Raw genomic sequence first — 13,779 nt, 5'->3', positions numbered from 1 at the left:
GGGAGGCTTCGAGCCTGCCGGGCCCGCCGTACCCTGGTCTTCCACCCCGCGTACAACTGTCACCCTAAAGTGTGGAAGCGAAAGGGTGCCCTCAATTCGGTACGGTGCTTTCATGAAAAAAATTGTTCCAGATCCACCCCACACCTTCGAGCTTCCTCCAGGAAAATCCCTCTCCCGCGCCATCAGCGAAGGCATCGTGCCGATGGAATTCGTGTTGATGAATGTTTCGCACTATTTGATGTTCGCCTACAGCGACAGTCGGCGGGCGCTGGAGCGGATTGAGGATGAGGAGGCGCGGCAGCAGCTGGAGCATGGGTTGCGCGCGATGCAGATTGCCTGGGGGCAGGCGGATGCGGTGGCGATGGCGGTTGAGCGGGGGGCTGGGGGTTAGATTGCGTTAGGGCTGGCAGGTGCTTGCCTTGAGGGGTTTTTTGTTCTTGAGATCGAGAGCCGCCCGCGCGGCGCATCGCGGATGAATCCGCTCCTACATTTGTTGCAACGTGCCATGGCCTGATAGGCCATAGTTGTCAGCCTTGTTGGTATGACGCGATTTTTCGGCTGGCGCTGCCGCCGTCCCACACATCTTCAGACATGCGCCAAGGCGATCAACCATGGCCTGACAGACATAGGTACGTTGCAACAAATGTAGGAGCGGATTCATCCGCGATGCGCCGCGCGGGCGGCGCTCGATCTGATGAACGACATCACCATCAAGGCGAGCACCTCCAGGGTCCACATCCATTCAAGGGCGAACCCCAAAAACCTCCCCCGAATAAACCGCCGCCCCATACCGCCGCGTAATCCGCTCGATCTCCCCCGATTCCTTCATCCTCACCAGCGCCCGCAACACCCCCTGCGTCGGCAGCGCTGGATCGTTCCTCACCATGCACCCCAACGCCTGCTCTTCCAGCACTGCCAGCACCTGCAAACGCTGCTCGGCCGGCAACCGCCGGTTGAACCACTGCAACGACAGCTCATTGCTCACCGCATGCCGATAACGCCCGATCTGCAGTTTCTGCAGCGCCAGTTCCTGGCTACGGCTGTCCTCACGGTGCAACTGCCCCCGGGCGAACAGCGGCTCAAGCGTGCTGTAGGTGTACCCCAGCACCGTACCAATTGCCTGATGCGACAACTGCTCCGGCCCAATGGCATCACTGTCGCCCGCCCGCCCAACCAGCACATCGCGCTGCTGAAACAGCGGTATGCTCCAGACGAAATTCCCCGGCCGATCATTGAACCATTGCGTGCTCACGTAGCAGCGCACATCGATATCGCCCTCATCCATCGCCTGTTGCAGGCGCAGGCGGGCCATGACGTGGTACTCGGGGCGGGCGCCGGCTTCGCGGGCGATGGCCTGCATCAGGTCGAACAGCAGCCCTTCGACCGGCTGCTCACCCTCGACGCGCACCAGCGGCATGCTCCAGCTCTCGGCGACGGAGAAACGCAGCACGGGCTGTTCCGCCAGGCCGTGGGCACTCCACAGCAGCAACAAGGCCAGCAATCTTCGCAAGGCACATCCTCCCTGAACAACGTGCGCCAGTTACTTAGCGTAGACGAACCATGCAGGGTGCAATTTCGGCCCCGCTCCGCTAGCATTAGCGATCTTCCGCTGGATCAGGCTGCGATGGTTTTTCGATGAGTTATCAGGTTCTTGCACGTAAATGGCGTCCGCGCTCGTTCCGCGAAATGGTCGGCCAGGCCCATGTGCTCAAGGCCTTGATCAATGCCTTGGACAACCAGCGGCTGCACCATGCCTACCTGTTCACAGGTACCCGTGGCGTGGGCAAGACCACCATCGCGCGCATCATCGCCAAATGCCTGAACTGCGAAACCAGCATCACCTCCACGCCGTGCGGCACCTGTTCGGTGTGCCGGGAGATCGATGAGGGCCGCTTCGTCGACCTGATCGAGATCGACGCCGCCAGCCGCACCAAGGTCGAAGATACCCGCGAACTGCTCGACAACGTGCAGTACGCGCCGAGCCGTGGGCGCTTCAAGGTCTACCTGATCGACGAAGTGCACATGCTCTCCACCCACTCGTTCAACGCCTTGCTCAAGACGCTGGAAGAGCCGCCGCCCTACGTCAAGTTCATCCTCGCCACCACCGACCCGCAGAAACTGCCGGCAACCATCCTGTCGCGCTGCCTGCAGTTCTCGCTGAAGAACATGAGCCCGGAGCGGGTGGTAGAGCACCTCAGCCACGTGCTGGCGGCGGAGAACGTGCCGTTCGAGCCGGACGCCCTGTGGCTGCTGGGCCGCGCTGCCGATGGTTCGATGCGTGACGCCATGAGCCTGACCGACCAGGCCATCGCCTTCGGCGAAGGTAAAGTGTTGGCCGCCGATGTGCGGGCGATGCTCGGCAGCCTCGACCACGGTCAGGTCTATGGCGTGCTGCAGGCGCTGCTGGAAGGGGATGCGCGGGCGCTGCTGGAAGCAGTGCGCAACCTCGCCGAGCAGGGGCCGGACTGGAGCGGCGTGCTGGCCGAAATGCTCAATGTGCTGCACCGCGTGGCCATCGCCCAGGCATTGCCGGAAGCGGTGGACAATGGCCAGGGTGATCGCGACCGAGTGCTGGCGCTGGCCGCGGCGTTACCGGCCGAGGATGTGCAGTTCTATTACCAGATGGGCCTTATAGGCCGTCGCGATCTGCCCCTGGCGCCGGACCCGCGCGGTGGCTTCGAAATGGTCCTGTTGCGCATGCTGGCGTTCCGCCCGGCCGACAGCGACGATGCGCCGAAGCCGGTACTAAAGCCGGTGGGGATCAGCCAGGCCACAGCTGATCCTGCAACCCCGGTGGCAGCGCCGGCGGTGGCTGTCGAGGCGCCGACCGTTGTTGCCGTGGCGCCCGCAGCGGTGGTCGAGGCTGTGGCTGCGCCTGCGCCTGCGCCGCAGCAGATCGTCGAGCCTGAGCCGGCACCCGTGGAGGAAGTCATCGACCTGCCCTGGGAAGAGCCTGCTGCCAAGCCTGCACCATTGCCTGTCGAGCCACAATCAGCGCCAAAACCAGAGCCAGCGCCGGTAGCAGTCGAACCGCAAAATGTCGCGCCTACCTACGACGAGCCACCATTCGATCCATCCGCCTACGCCTCAGCGGGCATGGAGCGTGATGACGAGCCGCCAATGGATGAAGACTACTACGGCGGCGACAGCGACCCAGCCAGCTTCAGCTATCTGGACGAACTGGTCGAGCATGTCCAGGAAGACGCCCCCGTCGCCCCCCCTGAGCCGCTGCCCGCAGCCAAGCCCGCCACGGGCCTGGCTCTGCAATGGCTAGAATTATTCCCACTATTGCCTGTGTCCGGGATGACAGGCAACATCGCGGCAAACTGTACGCTGATCGCTGCGGACGGTGACGATTGGCTGCTGCACCTGGACCCGGGCCAAGGTGCGCTGTTCAACGCCACTCAGCAGCGTCGTTTGAACGAGGCGCTCAACCAGCACCTGGGGCGTACCCTGAACCTGCGCATCGAGTTGATCCTGCCCGAGCAGGAAACCCCGGCCCAGGCGGCGTCGCGCAAGCGTGCCGAGCGCCAGCAGGATGCCGTGACGTCGATCGAGCAGGATCCGTTGATCCAGCAGATGATCAAGCAGTTCGGCGCCACCGTGCGGCAGGATACTATTGAGCCTGTACAAGCCCTGGTCAGCCAGGGCCAGTAATCGACAACCATGCGGCCGGTCTCGTGCCGGGCCGCATCACACGACCCAATCGAGGTATACCCCATGATGAAAGGTGGCATGGCCGGCCTGATGAAGCAGGCCCAGCAGATGCAGGAAAAAATGGCCAAGATGCAGGAAGAGCTGGCCAACGCCGAAGTGACGGGCCAATCCGGTGGTGGCCTGGTCAGCGTGGTGATGACCGGCCGTCATGACGTCAAGCGCGTCAGCATCGATCAAAGCCTGATGTCGACCGACGAAGACGACAAGGAAGTGCTGGAAGACCTGATCGCTGCCGCACTGAACGACGCCGTGCGCAAGGTCGAGCAGAGCAGCCAGGAAAAAATGGGCGGCATGACTGCGGGCATGCAGCTGCCACCGGGCTTCAAGATGCCGTTCTGAGGCATTGCGCTCCGACAAGCCGCCGCTGGGTTCCAGGGCGGCTTTTTTATTGCTCAATTGAATGATGTAAGTGGCGGCAATCAAGCGCCTTCTGACAGTTCCATCGATCGCCGGTGTGCAGCGCAAGTTGCTGCCATTAACAGTTCACGAAGTTGCTTCTGTGTTTCGAAGACTTCGATAGCCGCCGCAGTGGTGCCATTGGGAGAAGTAACGGCCATCCGCAGTTCGGTGAAATCGGCATGCGCTTGATGTTGTAATGTGGCTGCACCAAATGCAGTTTGCGCTGCCAGATTACGCGCCAGTTCCGGTGCCAGGCCCAACTTTATCCCGGCTTCGGCAAGTGCCTCGCTGAACAGGTGGTAATACGCCGGCCCGCTGCCGCTAATGGCTGTGACGGCATCCAGCTGTTCTTCTTCGCTCACCCAATAAGCCGCGCCGACTGCTTCAAACAATTGGCCAATGATGACCCTGCGCGCATCGTCCAGCTGCTCGGTCGCGTACAGTCCGGTGCAACCCGCTCCGACCAGCACTGGAGTATTAGGCATGGCCCGTACCACTGGGCAGCGTCCGCTGAGCGCGCGGTTCAAGGTGCCTTGCGTGACGCCCGCCGCCACCGAAACCACCACCGCCCGCTCGCAGTGTCGATCACTCAGGCCGGTGAGCGCTTCGCTGGCATAACCCGGCTTCACGGCCAGGACGATCACGTCGAAGGCCTGGTCCGCAGGCACATCCTCCAGGCGTCCATACCGGCCTGCCGCTGCATCAGGCGCGATCCCCGGATCGACGATGCTCAGTTGCTCTACCTTCCGAGACGCAAGCCAGGAGGCGCCCAGTGCGCCACCCATGCGCCCATAGCCAATAAAAAGCACGTTCATCGGATGCCCTCAGTGTTTGTTGTTGTGATGTTTTCTTAGATTAAGGGCATTACCGCTCAGGGTGCAACCAGGTGCAACTTTAAATGCATGAACAATAAAAATCAGCACTTGTGACTCTGTGGTCATGTTGCACCATTTTGGTGAGTACAGTTGTTTATCCTGTATAAGCGAATCAAAAGAGTGCGTTTCCATAATTTCTTTAATTGATTTGATGGTTAATCGTTTAACTTGGGTTGCACCTTATTTCACGGTTTGAATAAGATCAGCTGGCAATGGTGCAACCCGGTTGCTCTCTTGCGCCTATTCTCGCAGTGCTCGCCGACATAACATCAAAAAAACGGAGACTCGAATGACGCCATCCAGTGCAACCCCCTCTGCAACCCAGGGGCGGGGCCGAGCCTTGGTCGCCAGCCTTACTGGCAGCTCCATCGAATGGTTCGACTATTTCCTCTACGGCACCGCCGCCGCCCTGGTATTCAACAAGCTGTTCTTCCCCACCTTCGACCCGGTAGTCGGCCTGTTGCTGGCGTACTTGTCGTTTTCCCTGACCTTCTTCGTGCGGCCTATTGGCGGTGTATTGTTTGCTCACATCGGTGATCGCATCGGGCGCAAGAAGACCCTGGTCATCACCCTGTCGCTGATGGGCGGCGCAACGGTGCTGATCGGCTGTTTGCCCACTTATGAGCACATCGGCGTATGGGCGCCGATCCTGCTGATCAGCTTGCGTGTAATTCAGGGCCTGGGCATTGGTGGCGAGTGGGGCGGCGCCTTGTTGCTGGCCTACGAGTACGCGCCGGCCAAGCGCAAGGGCCTGTTCGGCAGCGTGCCGCAGGTGGGGGTGACGGTGGGCATGCTGCTGGCGACCATGGCGGTGAGCCTGATGGCCATGCTGCCGGAAGAGCAGTTCATGAGCTGGGGCTGGCGTGTGCCGTTCGTGCTCAGTGCGGGCCTGGTGTTCCTTGGCCTGTGGATTCGCCATGGCCTGGATGAAACGCCAGACTTCAAGAAAGCGAAGGAAACGGGCAACGTGGCCAAGATGCCGCTGGTCGAAACCCTGCGTGACCACTGGCGCGAAGTGTTGATCGCTGCCGGCTTGAAAGTGGTGGAGACAGCCCCGTTCTACATCTTCTCCACCTTCGTGGTCAGCTACGCGGTCACGACCTTGGGCTACAGCAAGGTCACCACCCTCAATGCGGTGATGATCGGCGCGGCGGTTGCCTCGCTGATGATTCCGTTGATGGGTTGGCTGTCGGACAAGGTCGGGCGCAAGGCGGTATACATCGCCGGCATCCTGCTGATTGCGGCATTCATCGTGCCGTACTTCATGCTGCTCGACACCCGTACCACCTGGGGCCTGATGCTGGCCACGGTGATCGCATTCGGCGTGCTGTGGGCGCCGGTCACCGCCGTGCTAGGCACCATGAGTTCAGAGATTTTCTCCACCCGTGTGCGCTATACCGGCATTACACTGGGTTATCAGTTGGGCGCCGCATTGGCGGGCGGTACCGCGCCGCTGATCGCCACCTTCCTGCTCAGCCGTTATAACGGCAGCTGGCAGCCGGTCGCGCTGTACCTGCTGGGTACCGTGGCAATCTCACTGGTGGCGGTGCTGGCCGTACGTTCCGGCAAGGGTGACACGCCCGGCAAGCCAGCGTTGAATTGACGGCACAGGCACTGGTGGGTATAAACCGCCCCTTATTGATTTATCAGGCCATGACCATGAGCTTCAGCCCCCTCATCCGCCAACTGATCGACGCCCTGCGTACTTTGCCCGGCGTCGGCCAGAAAACCGCCCAGCGCATGGCGCTGCAGCTGCTGGAGCGTGACCGCAGCGGCGGCCTGCGTCTGGCGCAGGCGCTTACCCAGGCCATGGAAGGGGTTGGCCATTGCCGCCAGTGCCGCACCCTGACCGAACAGGAGCTGTGCCCGCAGTGCGCCGATACGCGCCGTGACGACACCCAGTTGTGCGTGGTGGAAGGCCCGATGGATGTGTATGCGGTGGAGCAGACCGGTTATCGCGGTCGCTACTTCGTGCTCAAGGGGCATCTGTCGCCACTTGATGGCCTGGGGCCGGAGGCGATTGGCGTGCCGCAGCTGATGGCACGGATCGAAGAGCAGGGCAGCTTTACCGAAGTGATCCTGGCGACCAACCCGACTGTGGAAGGCGAGGCGACGGCGCATTACATCGCCCAGTTGCTGGCCGAGAAAGGCTTGGTGGCTTCGCGGATTGCCCACGGCGTGCCATTGGGCGGCGAGCTGGAGTTGGTAGATGGCGGAACCCTGGCGCATGCCTTTGCGGGGCGCAGGCCGATTTCGCTATAACTTGGGGCCATTCGCGGGGCAAGCCCGCTCCCACAGGTAATGTGCACCGCCGAATCTGTGGGAGCGGGCTTGCCGAGGCGTCGGACCGCCCGCGAATGGGCTGCAAAGCAGCCCCAGCATGCAACTCAGTATTCGCTCAGCGAAAACTCGGTCAGGCAGAAGGTCGGCACACCCACTTCCTGCAGCCGGCGCGAGCCGTTCAGTTCAGGCAGGTCAATGATTGCCGCCGCCTCGAACACTTGCGCACCGGTACGCCGCACCAGGTTGGCCGCGGCCAGCAAGGTACCGCCAGTGGCGATCAGGTCATCGAAGATCAACACCGAATCGCCGTCACACAGGCTGTCGGCATGCACTTCCAGGAAAGCTTCGCCGTACTCGGTCTGATACCCCTCCGACAACACATCGGCCGGCAGTTTGCCTTGCTTGCGGAACAGGATCAGCGGCTTGTTCAACTGGTGGGCGATGATCGAACCGATCAGAAAACCGCGCGCGTCCATGGCGCCGATGTGGCTGAACTCAGCCTCCACGTAACGCTCGATGAACTGGTCGGCGACGTAGCGCAGCCCGCGCGGCGACTGGAACAGCGGGGTGATATCGCGAAAGATCACACCCGGTTTGGGGAAGTCCACTACCGGGCGGATCAGGGCTTTGAGGTCGAAGGCTTCGCTGTGCATGGGTGCAGATATCCTGGAAAAACGAATGCGCCAGTATACCTGTTTCAGCCAGCCTTTCAGGCCTCCATTGCACCACCGGCCAGCGCACACAGCTGGATCGGGTCGAGGATGTGCACTTCCTTGCCTTCGGCACGGATCAGGCCGTTCTGCTGGAAGCGGGTGAATACCCGCGACACCGTCTCAACCGCCAGGCCCAGGTAGTTGCCGATTTCGTTGCGCGACATGCTCAGGCGGAACTGATTGGCCGAGTAGCCTCGGGCGCGGAACCGCGCGGACAGATTGACCAGGAAGGTGGCGATGCGCTCGTCGGCGGTTTTCTTCGACAGCAGCAGCATCATCTGCTGATCGTCGCGGATTTCCCGGCTCATCACCCGCATCAGCTGTCGACGCAGCTGTGGCAGTTGCACCGACAGCTCGTCGAGGCGCTCGAAGGGGATTTCGCAGACCGAGGTGGTTTCCTGGGCCTGGGCCGAGACCGGGTAGGCTTCGGTGTCCATGCCGGACAACCCGACCAGTTCGCTGGGCAGGTGGAAGCCGGTGATCTGTTCTTCGCCGCTGTCGCTCAGGCTGAACGTCTTGAGCGCGCCGGAACGTACCGCGTAGACCGAGCCGAAATTGTCACCCTGGCGGAACAGGAACTCGCCTTTTTTCAGCGGTCGTCCCCGTTTGACGATTTCATCCAGTGCATCCATGTCTTCCAGGTTGAGCGAAAGAGGCAGGCACAGGGGGGCCAGGCTGCAGTCCTTGCAATGGGCCTGGCTGTGAGCGCGCAGTTTGACTGGCTCGGACATATTCATCGATCCTTGTGGGAAAGCACACATAAGTCGTAAGGGTAACCTACGGCATAGGGTGTAGGCCAGCGTGCGCTATTGTGGTGCGCTCTGGCCGAACCCCAAGCTGCGTGATGCCGGGGGTACGTTCGTCCCAATAATGTGCCTGCCAAGGAAAGTTGTCCATGCGGTCAAACGACTCGCCGGGTTAGATAACGCGGGAGAAGCGCTGGCGGTTGTGCATCGCCAGATAGGCGTCGAATACCATGCATACCGAACGCGCCAGCAGCCTCCCGGCAGGCAGGATGCGGATACCTTTGTCGTCGAGGCGGATCAGGCCGTCGCGTTGCATGGTCAATAATTCGGGCCACAGATCGTTGAAATACCCACGAAAATCGATCGTGAAAACCTCTTCGATCGGCTCGAACTCAAGCTCGAAGTGGCAGATCAGCTGCTGAATCACGGCCCGACGCAGGCGGTCATCGTGATTGCATACCAGGCCACGTTGGGTCGCCAGCTGGGCGGTGGATAACGTGTCCTGATAGGTGTTGAGGTCGCTGCTGTTCTGGCAGTACAGGTCGCCGATCTGGCTGATCGCCGAAACCCCGAGGCCGATCAGGTCGCAATGGCCGTGGGTGGTGTAGCCCTGGAAGTTGCGTTGCAGGGTGCCTTCCTCCTGGGCCACGGCCAGCTCGTCGTCAGGCAGGGCGAAATGGTCCATGCCGATGTAGCGGTAGCCGGCGGCGGTGAGTTGTTCGATGGTGGCGTGGAGCATTTCCAGCTTGGCTGCCGGGGCCGGCAGGTCGCTGCTGTCGATGCGCCGTTGCGGCATGAAGCGCTCCGGCAGGTGGGCGTAGTTGAACACTGACAGGCGATCGGGCTGCAGGCGAATCACCTCCTCGACGGTGCGCGCGAAGCCTTCCGGGGTCTGCTTGGGTAGACCGTAGATCAGGTCCAGGTTGACCGAGCGGAACTGCAGGGTGCGCGCCGCCTCGATCAGGGTACGGGTCTGTTCCAGGCTCTGCAGGCGGTTGACTGCGCGCTGCACGGCCGGGTCCAGGTCCTGCACGCCAAGGCTGACGCGGTTGAAGCCCAGTTCCCGCAAAAGGCCCATGGTCGACCAGTCGGCCTCACGCGGGTCGAGCTCGATGCCGTAGTCGCCGGAATCGTCATCCAGCAGGTTGAAGTGCTGGCGCAAGGTGGCCATCAACTGGCGCAGTTCCACGTGGCTGAGGAACGTCGGCGTACCGCCGCCGAAATGCAGCTGTTCAACACGCTGTTTAGGGTCCAGGTGGCAGGCGATCAGCTGGATTTCCTGCTCCAGGCGCTGCAGGTAAGGCGCGGCGCGGCCGCGGTCCTTGGTGATGACCTTGTTGCAGGCGCAGTAGTAGCAGATGTTCGCGCAGAACGGCACGTGCACGTACAGCGACAGCGGGCGCACGGCCCGGCGGCTTTCGCGCAGGGCGTGGAGCAGGTCGAACGACCCCACTTCGCTGTGCAGTTGCACTGCGGTCGGGTAGGAGGTGTAGCGCGGGCCGGCCAGATCGTAGCGGCGGATCAGGTCGGCATCCCAGCGTAGATCTTCGAGCATGTGGGCGGTCCCCGGAATGAGCAGCAATGGTCCGGAGTCTAGGGCTGTCTGTAGGAAACTGTGTTGATTTGTATCAAGAGCGACAGGGGCCGCTGTCAGTGGCCCATCAACCAGTGCTGGTGTGGCCCAGGCAAGGTCCAGATGCCGAACAGGATCACCAGCAACCCGCCCGCCATCCGCACGCTACGCCGACGTAGCAGGCTGTTGACTCGCTCAGCAGCCAACCCTGTGGCCAATAACACCGGCCAGGTTCCCAGTCCAAACGCCAGCATCAGCGCCGCGCTGTACCCCGCATTCCCCTGGCTCGCCGCCCACAGCAAGGTGCTGTAAACCAACCCACACGGCAGCCACCCCCACAGCGCCCCCAGCAGCAGCGCACGGGGCACGCTGGACACCGGCAGCAACCGCGAGGCCACCGGCTGAATATGCCGCCACAAGCCTCGGCCCAGTGCTTCGATCCGGGTCAGCCCACTCCACCAACCGGCCAGGTACAGCCCCATGGCAATCAGCAACAGCGCCGCCACCACTCGCAACGCCAGTGCCGCCGGGCTGCTGGCCACGGCCCAGCCGGCCAGGCCCAGCAGCAGGCCGGCGCAGGCATAGCTGAGGATTCGCCCAAGGTTGTAGGCCAACAGCAAGCGCGCACGCCGGCCGCGTTGTTCGGGGGGGATGGCCAGGGTCAGCGCGCCCATCAGGCCGCCGCACATGCCCAGGCAGTGGCCGCCACCGAGCAAACCGAGGACCAGCGCCGAGCCGAGCAGGGGCAGCAGGTCAGGCACGGGGGGTAGGGTCCTTGTCTTGCGGTTTGGCGTCTTCGGGTTTTACCGCCGCCTGGTGACGCGGGTCCTGGTCATCGAACAGGATGCTGTGGGCAGGGCCTTCGAGGTCGTCGTACTGGCCGCTGTCCACCGCCCAGAAGAAGATGTACACGGCCACGCCGACAAGCAGCAGGGCGGCCGGAATCATGACATAGAGGGCTGGCATGGGCGGCTCCTGATCAGGCGATGACGGGTTGTGGGGGGCTGCTGGTGGTCGCAGCGCCCTTGAGCCGGGTAAGGCGCAGGGCATTGAGCACCACGATCAGCGAGCTGACCGACATGCCGACGGCGGCCCACACCGGGGTAATCCAGCCAAGCGCCGCAAACGGCAGCATGAGGCCATTATACAGGGTCGCCCAGAGCAGGTTCTCGAGGATGTTGCGGCGGGTGCGGCGGGCCAGGTCGAAGGCCTGGACCAGCGCCTGCAGGCGGTTGCTGAGCAGCACGGCGTCGGCGCTGGTCTTGGCAAGATCCGTGGCGCTGCCCATGGCGATGCTGATGTCGGCGGCGGCCAGCACCGGCACATCGTTGACCCCGTCGCCGAGCATCAGCACCTTGCGTCCGGCTGCTTGCAGCGCCTTGAGCCGGTCCAGCTTGTCGTCCGGGCGCAGGCCGCCGATGGCTTGATCGATGCCCAGTTGCGCGGCCACTTCGGCGACCATCGGCGAGCTGTCGCCCGACAGTAGCAGCGTGCGCCAACCACGGGCCTTGCAGGCCGCGAGCAGGGCTGGGGCGTCTTCGCGCAGGCGGTCGTCCAGGCCGAACCAGGCCAATGGGCCCTGGCGGTCACCCAGCAGCAGCCACTGGCCGCGCGGTTCCGGGACGCCGGGGATTTCGGCGCCGCTCAGGGCGCAGACGAACGTGGCTTGGCCAATGCGTAGGCGCTCGCCTTCTACCAGGCCTTCCAATCCCAGGCCCGGCACCGTCTGCACATCGTCCGCAGGTGCGGCGTTGCGGCCGAAGGCGCGGGCGATGGGGTGTTCGGAGCGGTTTTCCAGTGCGGCGGCCAGGGCCAGGCAGCGGTCGGCGGGCAGCGGGCCGAGCGGGCGGATGTTGCGCAAGGTCAGGCGGCCTTCGGTGAGGGTGCCGGTCTTGTCGAAAATCACCGTGTCGATCTGGTTCAGGCCTTCCAGCACATGGCCGCGAGTCACGAGCAGGCCGAGTTTGTGCAAAGTGCCGGTAGCCGCCGTCAGCGCGGTCGGCGTGGCGAGCGATAGCGCGCACGGGCAGGTCGCCACCAGCATGGCGAGGACGATCCAGAAGGCCCGCGTCGGGTCCTGGTGCCACCACCACAGGCCAATAACCACGGCGGCCACCAGGGTGAACAGCAGGAACCACTGCGAGGCGCGGTCGGCGATCTCGGCCAGGCGGGGTTTTTCCGTCTGCGCGCGTTCCAGCAGGCGGACGATGGCCGACAGCCGCGAGTCGTGGCCGAGGGCTTCGACTTCGACGTTCAGGGTGCTTTCGACGTTCAGGGTGCCGCCGGTGACCCGTTCGCCGACGCGCCGTGGCTGCGGTAGGTATTCCCCTGTCAGCAGCGACTCGTCGATGCTGGAGCGGCCCTCGATGATGCGCCCATCGGCGGGCACTACCGCACCCGGCAGCACTTGCACCGTGTCGCCGCGCTGCAATTCGCTGAGCAGGATGCGCTCGGCACGGCCGGTGGCGTCCAGGCGCAGGCACGAGGCTGGCAGCAGGTTGACCAGCTGCGCGGTGGCCGCCGCCGTGCGTTCGCGGGCGCGGCGTTCGAGGTAGCGGCCGGTCAGCAGGAACAGCGCGAACATGCCCACCGTGTCGAAATACAGCTCGCCGCTGCCGGTGATGGCGGTCCAGATACCGGCGCCGAAGGCCAGGGCGATGGCCAGCGAGACCGACACATCCATGGTCAGGTGGCGGGTGCGCAGGTCGCGTGCGGCGCCTTTGAAGAACGGCGCGCAGCTGTAGAACACGATGGGGATGGTCAGAAACAGCGCCACCCAGCGCAGGATGGTGTGCAGCTCGGGCGACAGGTCGATGTTGAATTCCGGCCAGGTTGCCATGGTCGCCATCATCGCCTGAAACCACAGCAGCCCGGCCACGCCCAAGCGGCGAAGGGCGCTGCGGTTTTCCTGGGCCAGTCGTTCGGCGGCCTGGTCAGGTTGGTAAGGGTGCGCGGCGTAGCCGATCTGGCGCAGCTCGGCCAGCAGTCGCGAGAGCGGCAGTTGATGGTCTTGCCAGTTAACTTGCAGGCGGTGATTGGACAGGTTGAGGCGTGCCTCGGCCACGCCTGGCACGTTGCGCAGGTGCTTCTCGATCAGCCAGCCACAGGCGGCGCAGCTGATGCCCTCGACCAGCAAGGTGGCCTCGGTCAACTCGCCGGTGTGGTGGACGAAGGTCTGCTGCACGTCGCTCCGATCAAAGAGGGCCAGCTCGTCCGGCACCTGCTTGGGCAGGGCTTCGGGGTTGGCGCTGCTGTCGCTGCGGTGCTGGTAGTAGTGCTCCAGGCCACCGGCGACGATCGATTCGGCCACTGCCTGGCAACCCGGACAGCAGAATTGCCGCTGTTCACCGAGCACCACGGCGGTGAAGCGGCTGCCGGCAGGGACGGGCAGGGCGCAGTGGTAGCAGGGTGTAATCTGGGTCATAAGGCGAGTACGTATCGACTGTGAGGAACGGATCATGTGGGAGCGGGCT

Annotated in this window: 13 protein-coding genes; 5 read left to right on the top strand and 8 right to left on the bottom strand. The window is 63.3% G+C overall.

Translation table 11 applies throughout. The features are described 5' to 3' along the window. The first annotated feature begins 112 nt into the window (after positions 1-112). Positions 113-391, top strand: a complete 279-nt coding sequence (locus ACIPZF_RS23030) for a hypothetical protein (RefSeq protein ID WP_400803622.1) — start codon at positions 113-115, stop codon at positions 389-391. A 351-nt stretch (positions 392-742) separates the two neighbouring features. Here the strand turns inward: ACIPZF_RS23030 and ACIPZF_RS23025 are convergent, their stop codons facing one another. After that, entirely contained in the window at positions 743-1,510 is a 768-nt protein-coding gene (locus ACIPZF_RS23025) for a substrate-binding periplasmic protein (RefSeq protein WP_400803620.1), read from the bottom strand. Between the two features lie 125 nt (positions 1,511-1,635). Between ACIPZF_RS23025 and dnaX the strand changes: the two genes are divergently transcribed. Both dnaX and ACIPZF_RS23015 read left to right on the top strand, forming a co-directional pair. Next, entirely contained in the window at positions 1,636-3,657 is a 2,022-nt protein-coding gene (dnaX, locus tag ACIPZF_RS23020; RefSeq protein WP_400803618.1) for a DNA polymerase III subunit gamma/tau, read from the top strand. A gap of 63 nt (positions 3,658-3,720) precedes the next feature. After that, a complete protein-coding gene (locus tag ACIPZF_RS23015; protein ID WP_008093501.1) occupies positions 3,721-4,056 on the top strand; it encodes a YbaB/EbfC family nucleoid-associated protein in 336 nt (111 codons plus the stop codon). A gap of 80 nt (positions 4,057-4,136) precedes the next feature. Here the strand turns inward: ACIPZF_RS23015 and proC are convergent, their stop codons facing one another. Further along, positions 4,137-4,931, bottom strand: a complete 795-nt coding sequence (proC, locus tag ACIPZF_RS23010; protein ID WP_400803615.1) for a pyrroline-5-carboxylate reductase — start codon at positions 4,929-4,931, stop codon at positions 4,137-4,139. A 349-nt stretch (positions 4,932-5,280) separates the two neighbouring features. On the opposite strand from proC, the gene ACIPZF_RS23005 reads away from it, so the two are divergent. Beyond that, positions 5,281-6,594, top strand: a complete 1,314-nt coding sequence (locus ACIPZF_RS23005; protein WP_400803613.1) for an MFS transporter — start codon at positions 5,281-5,283, stop codon at positions 6,592-6,594. A 56-nt stretch (positions 6,595-6,650) separates the two neighbouring features. Next, a complete protein-coding gene (gene recR, locus ACIPZF_RS23000) occupies positions 6,651-7,253 on the top strand; it encodes a recombination mediator RecR (RefSeq protein WP_400803610.1) in 603 nt (200 codons plus the stop codon). 125 nt (positions 7,254-7,378) lie between these two features. Here recR and ACIPZF_RS22995 read toward each other — a convergent pair whose 3' ends face one another. The 6 genes from ACIPZF_RS22995 to ACIPZF_RS22970 all read right to left on the bottom strand — a co-directional run bounded on the left by ACIPZF_RS22995 (position 7,379) and on the right by ACIPZF_RS22970 (position 13,730). Beyond that, complete coding sequence (locus tag ACIPZF_RS22995) at positions 7,379-7,927, bottom strand: adenine phosphoribosyltransferase (protein WP_400803609.1); 549 nt, start codon at positions 7,925-7,927, stop codon at positions 7,379-7,381. A gap of 56 nt (positions 7,928-7,983) precedes the next feature. After that, the gene (gene fnrA / locus ACIPZF_RS22990; RefSeq protein ID WP_400803607.1) at positions 7,984-8,718 is read right to left on the bottom strand and encodes a Crp/Fnr family transcriptional regulator FnrA; all 735 of its coding nucleotides are present in this window, start codon (positions 8,716-8,718) and stop codon (positions 7,984-7,986) included. A 187-nt stretch (positions 8,719-8,905) separates the two neighbouring features. After that, positions 8,906-10,288, bottom strand: a complete 1,383-nt coding sequence (gene hemN, locus ACIPZF_RS22985; RefSeq protein WP_400803605.1) for an oxygen-independent coproporphyrinogen III oxidase — start codon at positions 10,286-10,288, stop codon at positions 8,906-8,908. A 95-nt stretch (positions 10,289-10,383) separates the two neighbouring features. After that, the gene (locus ACIPZF_RS22980; protein ID WP_400803603.1) at positions 10,384-11,067 is read right to left on the bottom strand and encodes a sulfite exporter TauE/SafE family protein; all 684 of its coding nucleotides are present in this window, start codon (positions 11,065-11,067) and stop codon (positions 10,384-10,386) included. Next, positions 11,060-11,272 (bottom strand): cbb3-type cytochrome oxidase assembly protein CcoS, encoded by a 213-nt coding sequence (gene ccoS / locus ACIPZF_RS22975; RefSeq protein ID WP_400803600.1) that lies wholly within the window; start codon positions 11,270-11,272, stop codon positions 11,060-11,062. The genes ACIPZF_RS22980 and ccoS overlap by 8 nt, the downstream gene beginning before the upstream one ends. A 13-nt stretch (positions 11,273-11,285) precedes the next feature. After that, complete coding sequence (locus ACIPZF_RS22970) at positions 11,286-13,730, bottom strand: heavy metal translocating P-type ATPase (protein WP_400803598.1); 2,445 nt, start codon at positions 13,728-13,730, stop codon at positions 11,286-11,288. Between the last annotated feature and the right edge of the window lie 49 nt (positions 13,731-13,779).

The sequence above is a fragment of the Pseudomonas sp. NPDC089752 genome, assembly GCF_044748725.1.
Classification (GTDB): domain Bacteria; phylum Pseudomonadota; class Gammaproteobacteria; order Pseudomonadales; family Pseudomonadaceae; genus Aquipseudomonas.
The sequence above is the reverse complement of the archived record's forward strand: the minus strand, read 5'-3'. Positions and strand labels throughout refer to the sequence as shown.

Bases quoted from the DNA above. Each gene is read 5' to 3' on its own strand.
- ACIPZF_RS23030 (WP_400803622.1), top strand. From the start codon at position 113: ATGAAAAAAATTGTTCCAGATCCACCCCACACCTTCGAGCTTCCTCCA.
- dnaX (WP_400803618.1), top strand. From the start codon at position 1,636: ATGAGTTATCAGGTTCTTGCACGTAAATGGCGTCCGCGCTCGTTCCGC.
- ACIPZF_RS23015 (WP_008093501.1), top strand. From the start codon at position 3,721: ATGATGAAAGGTGGCATGGCCGGCCTGATGAAGCAGGCCCAGCAGATG.
- proC (WP_400803615.1), bottom strand. From the start codon at position 4,931: ATGAACGTGCTTTTTATTGGCTATGGGCGCATGGGTGGCGCACTGGGC.
- ACIPZF_RS23005 (WP_400803613.1), top strand. From the start codon at position 5,281: ATGACGCCATCCAGTGCAACCCCCTCTGCAACCCAGGGGCGGGGCCGA.
- recR (WP_400803610.1), top strand. From the start codon at position 6,651: ATGAGCTTCAGCCCCCTCATCCGCCAACTGATCGACGCCCTGCGTACT.
- ACIPZF_RS22995 (WP_400803609.1), bottom strand. From the start codon at position 7,927: ATGCACAGCGAAGCCTTCGACCTCAAAGCCCTGATCCGCCCGGTAGTG.
- fnrA (WP_400803607.1), bottom strand. From the start codon at position 8,718: ATGTCCGAGCCAGTCAAACTGCGCGCTCACAGCCAGGCCCATTGCAAG.
- hemN (WP_400803605.1), bottom strand. From the start codon at position 10,288: ATGCTCGAAGATCTACGCTGGGATGCCGACCTGATCCGCCGCTACGAT.
- ccoS (WP_400803600.1), bottom strand. From the start codon at position 11,272: ATGCCAGCCCTCTATGTCATGATTCCGGCCGCCCTGCTGCTTGTCGGC.
- ACIPZF_RS22970 (WP_400803598.1), bottom strand. From the start codon at position 13,730: ATGACCCAGATTACACCCTGCTACCACTGCGCCCTGCCCGTCCCTGCC.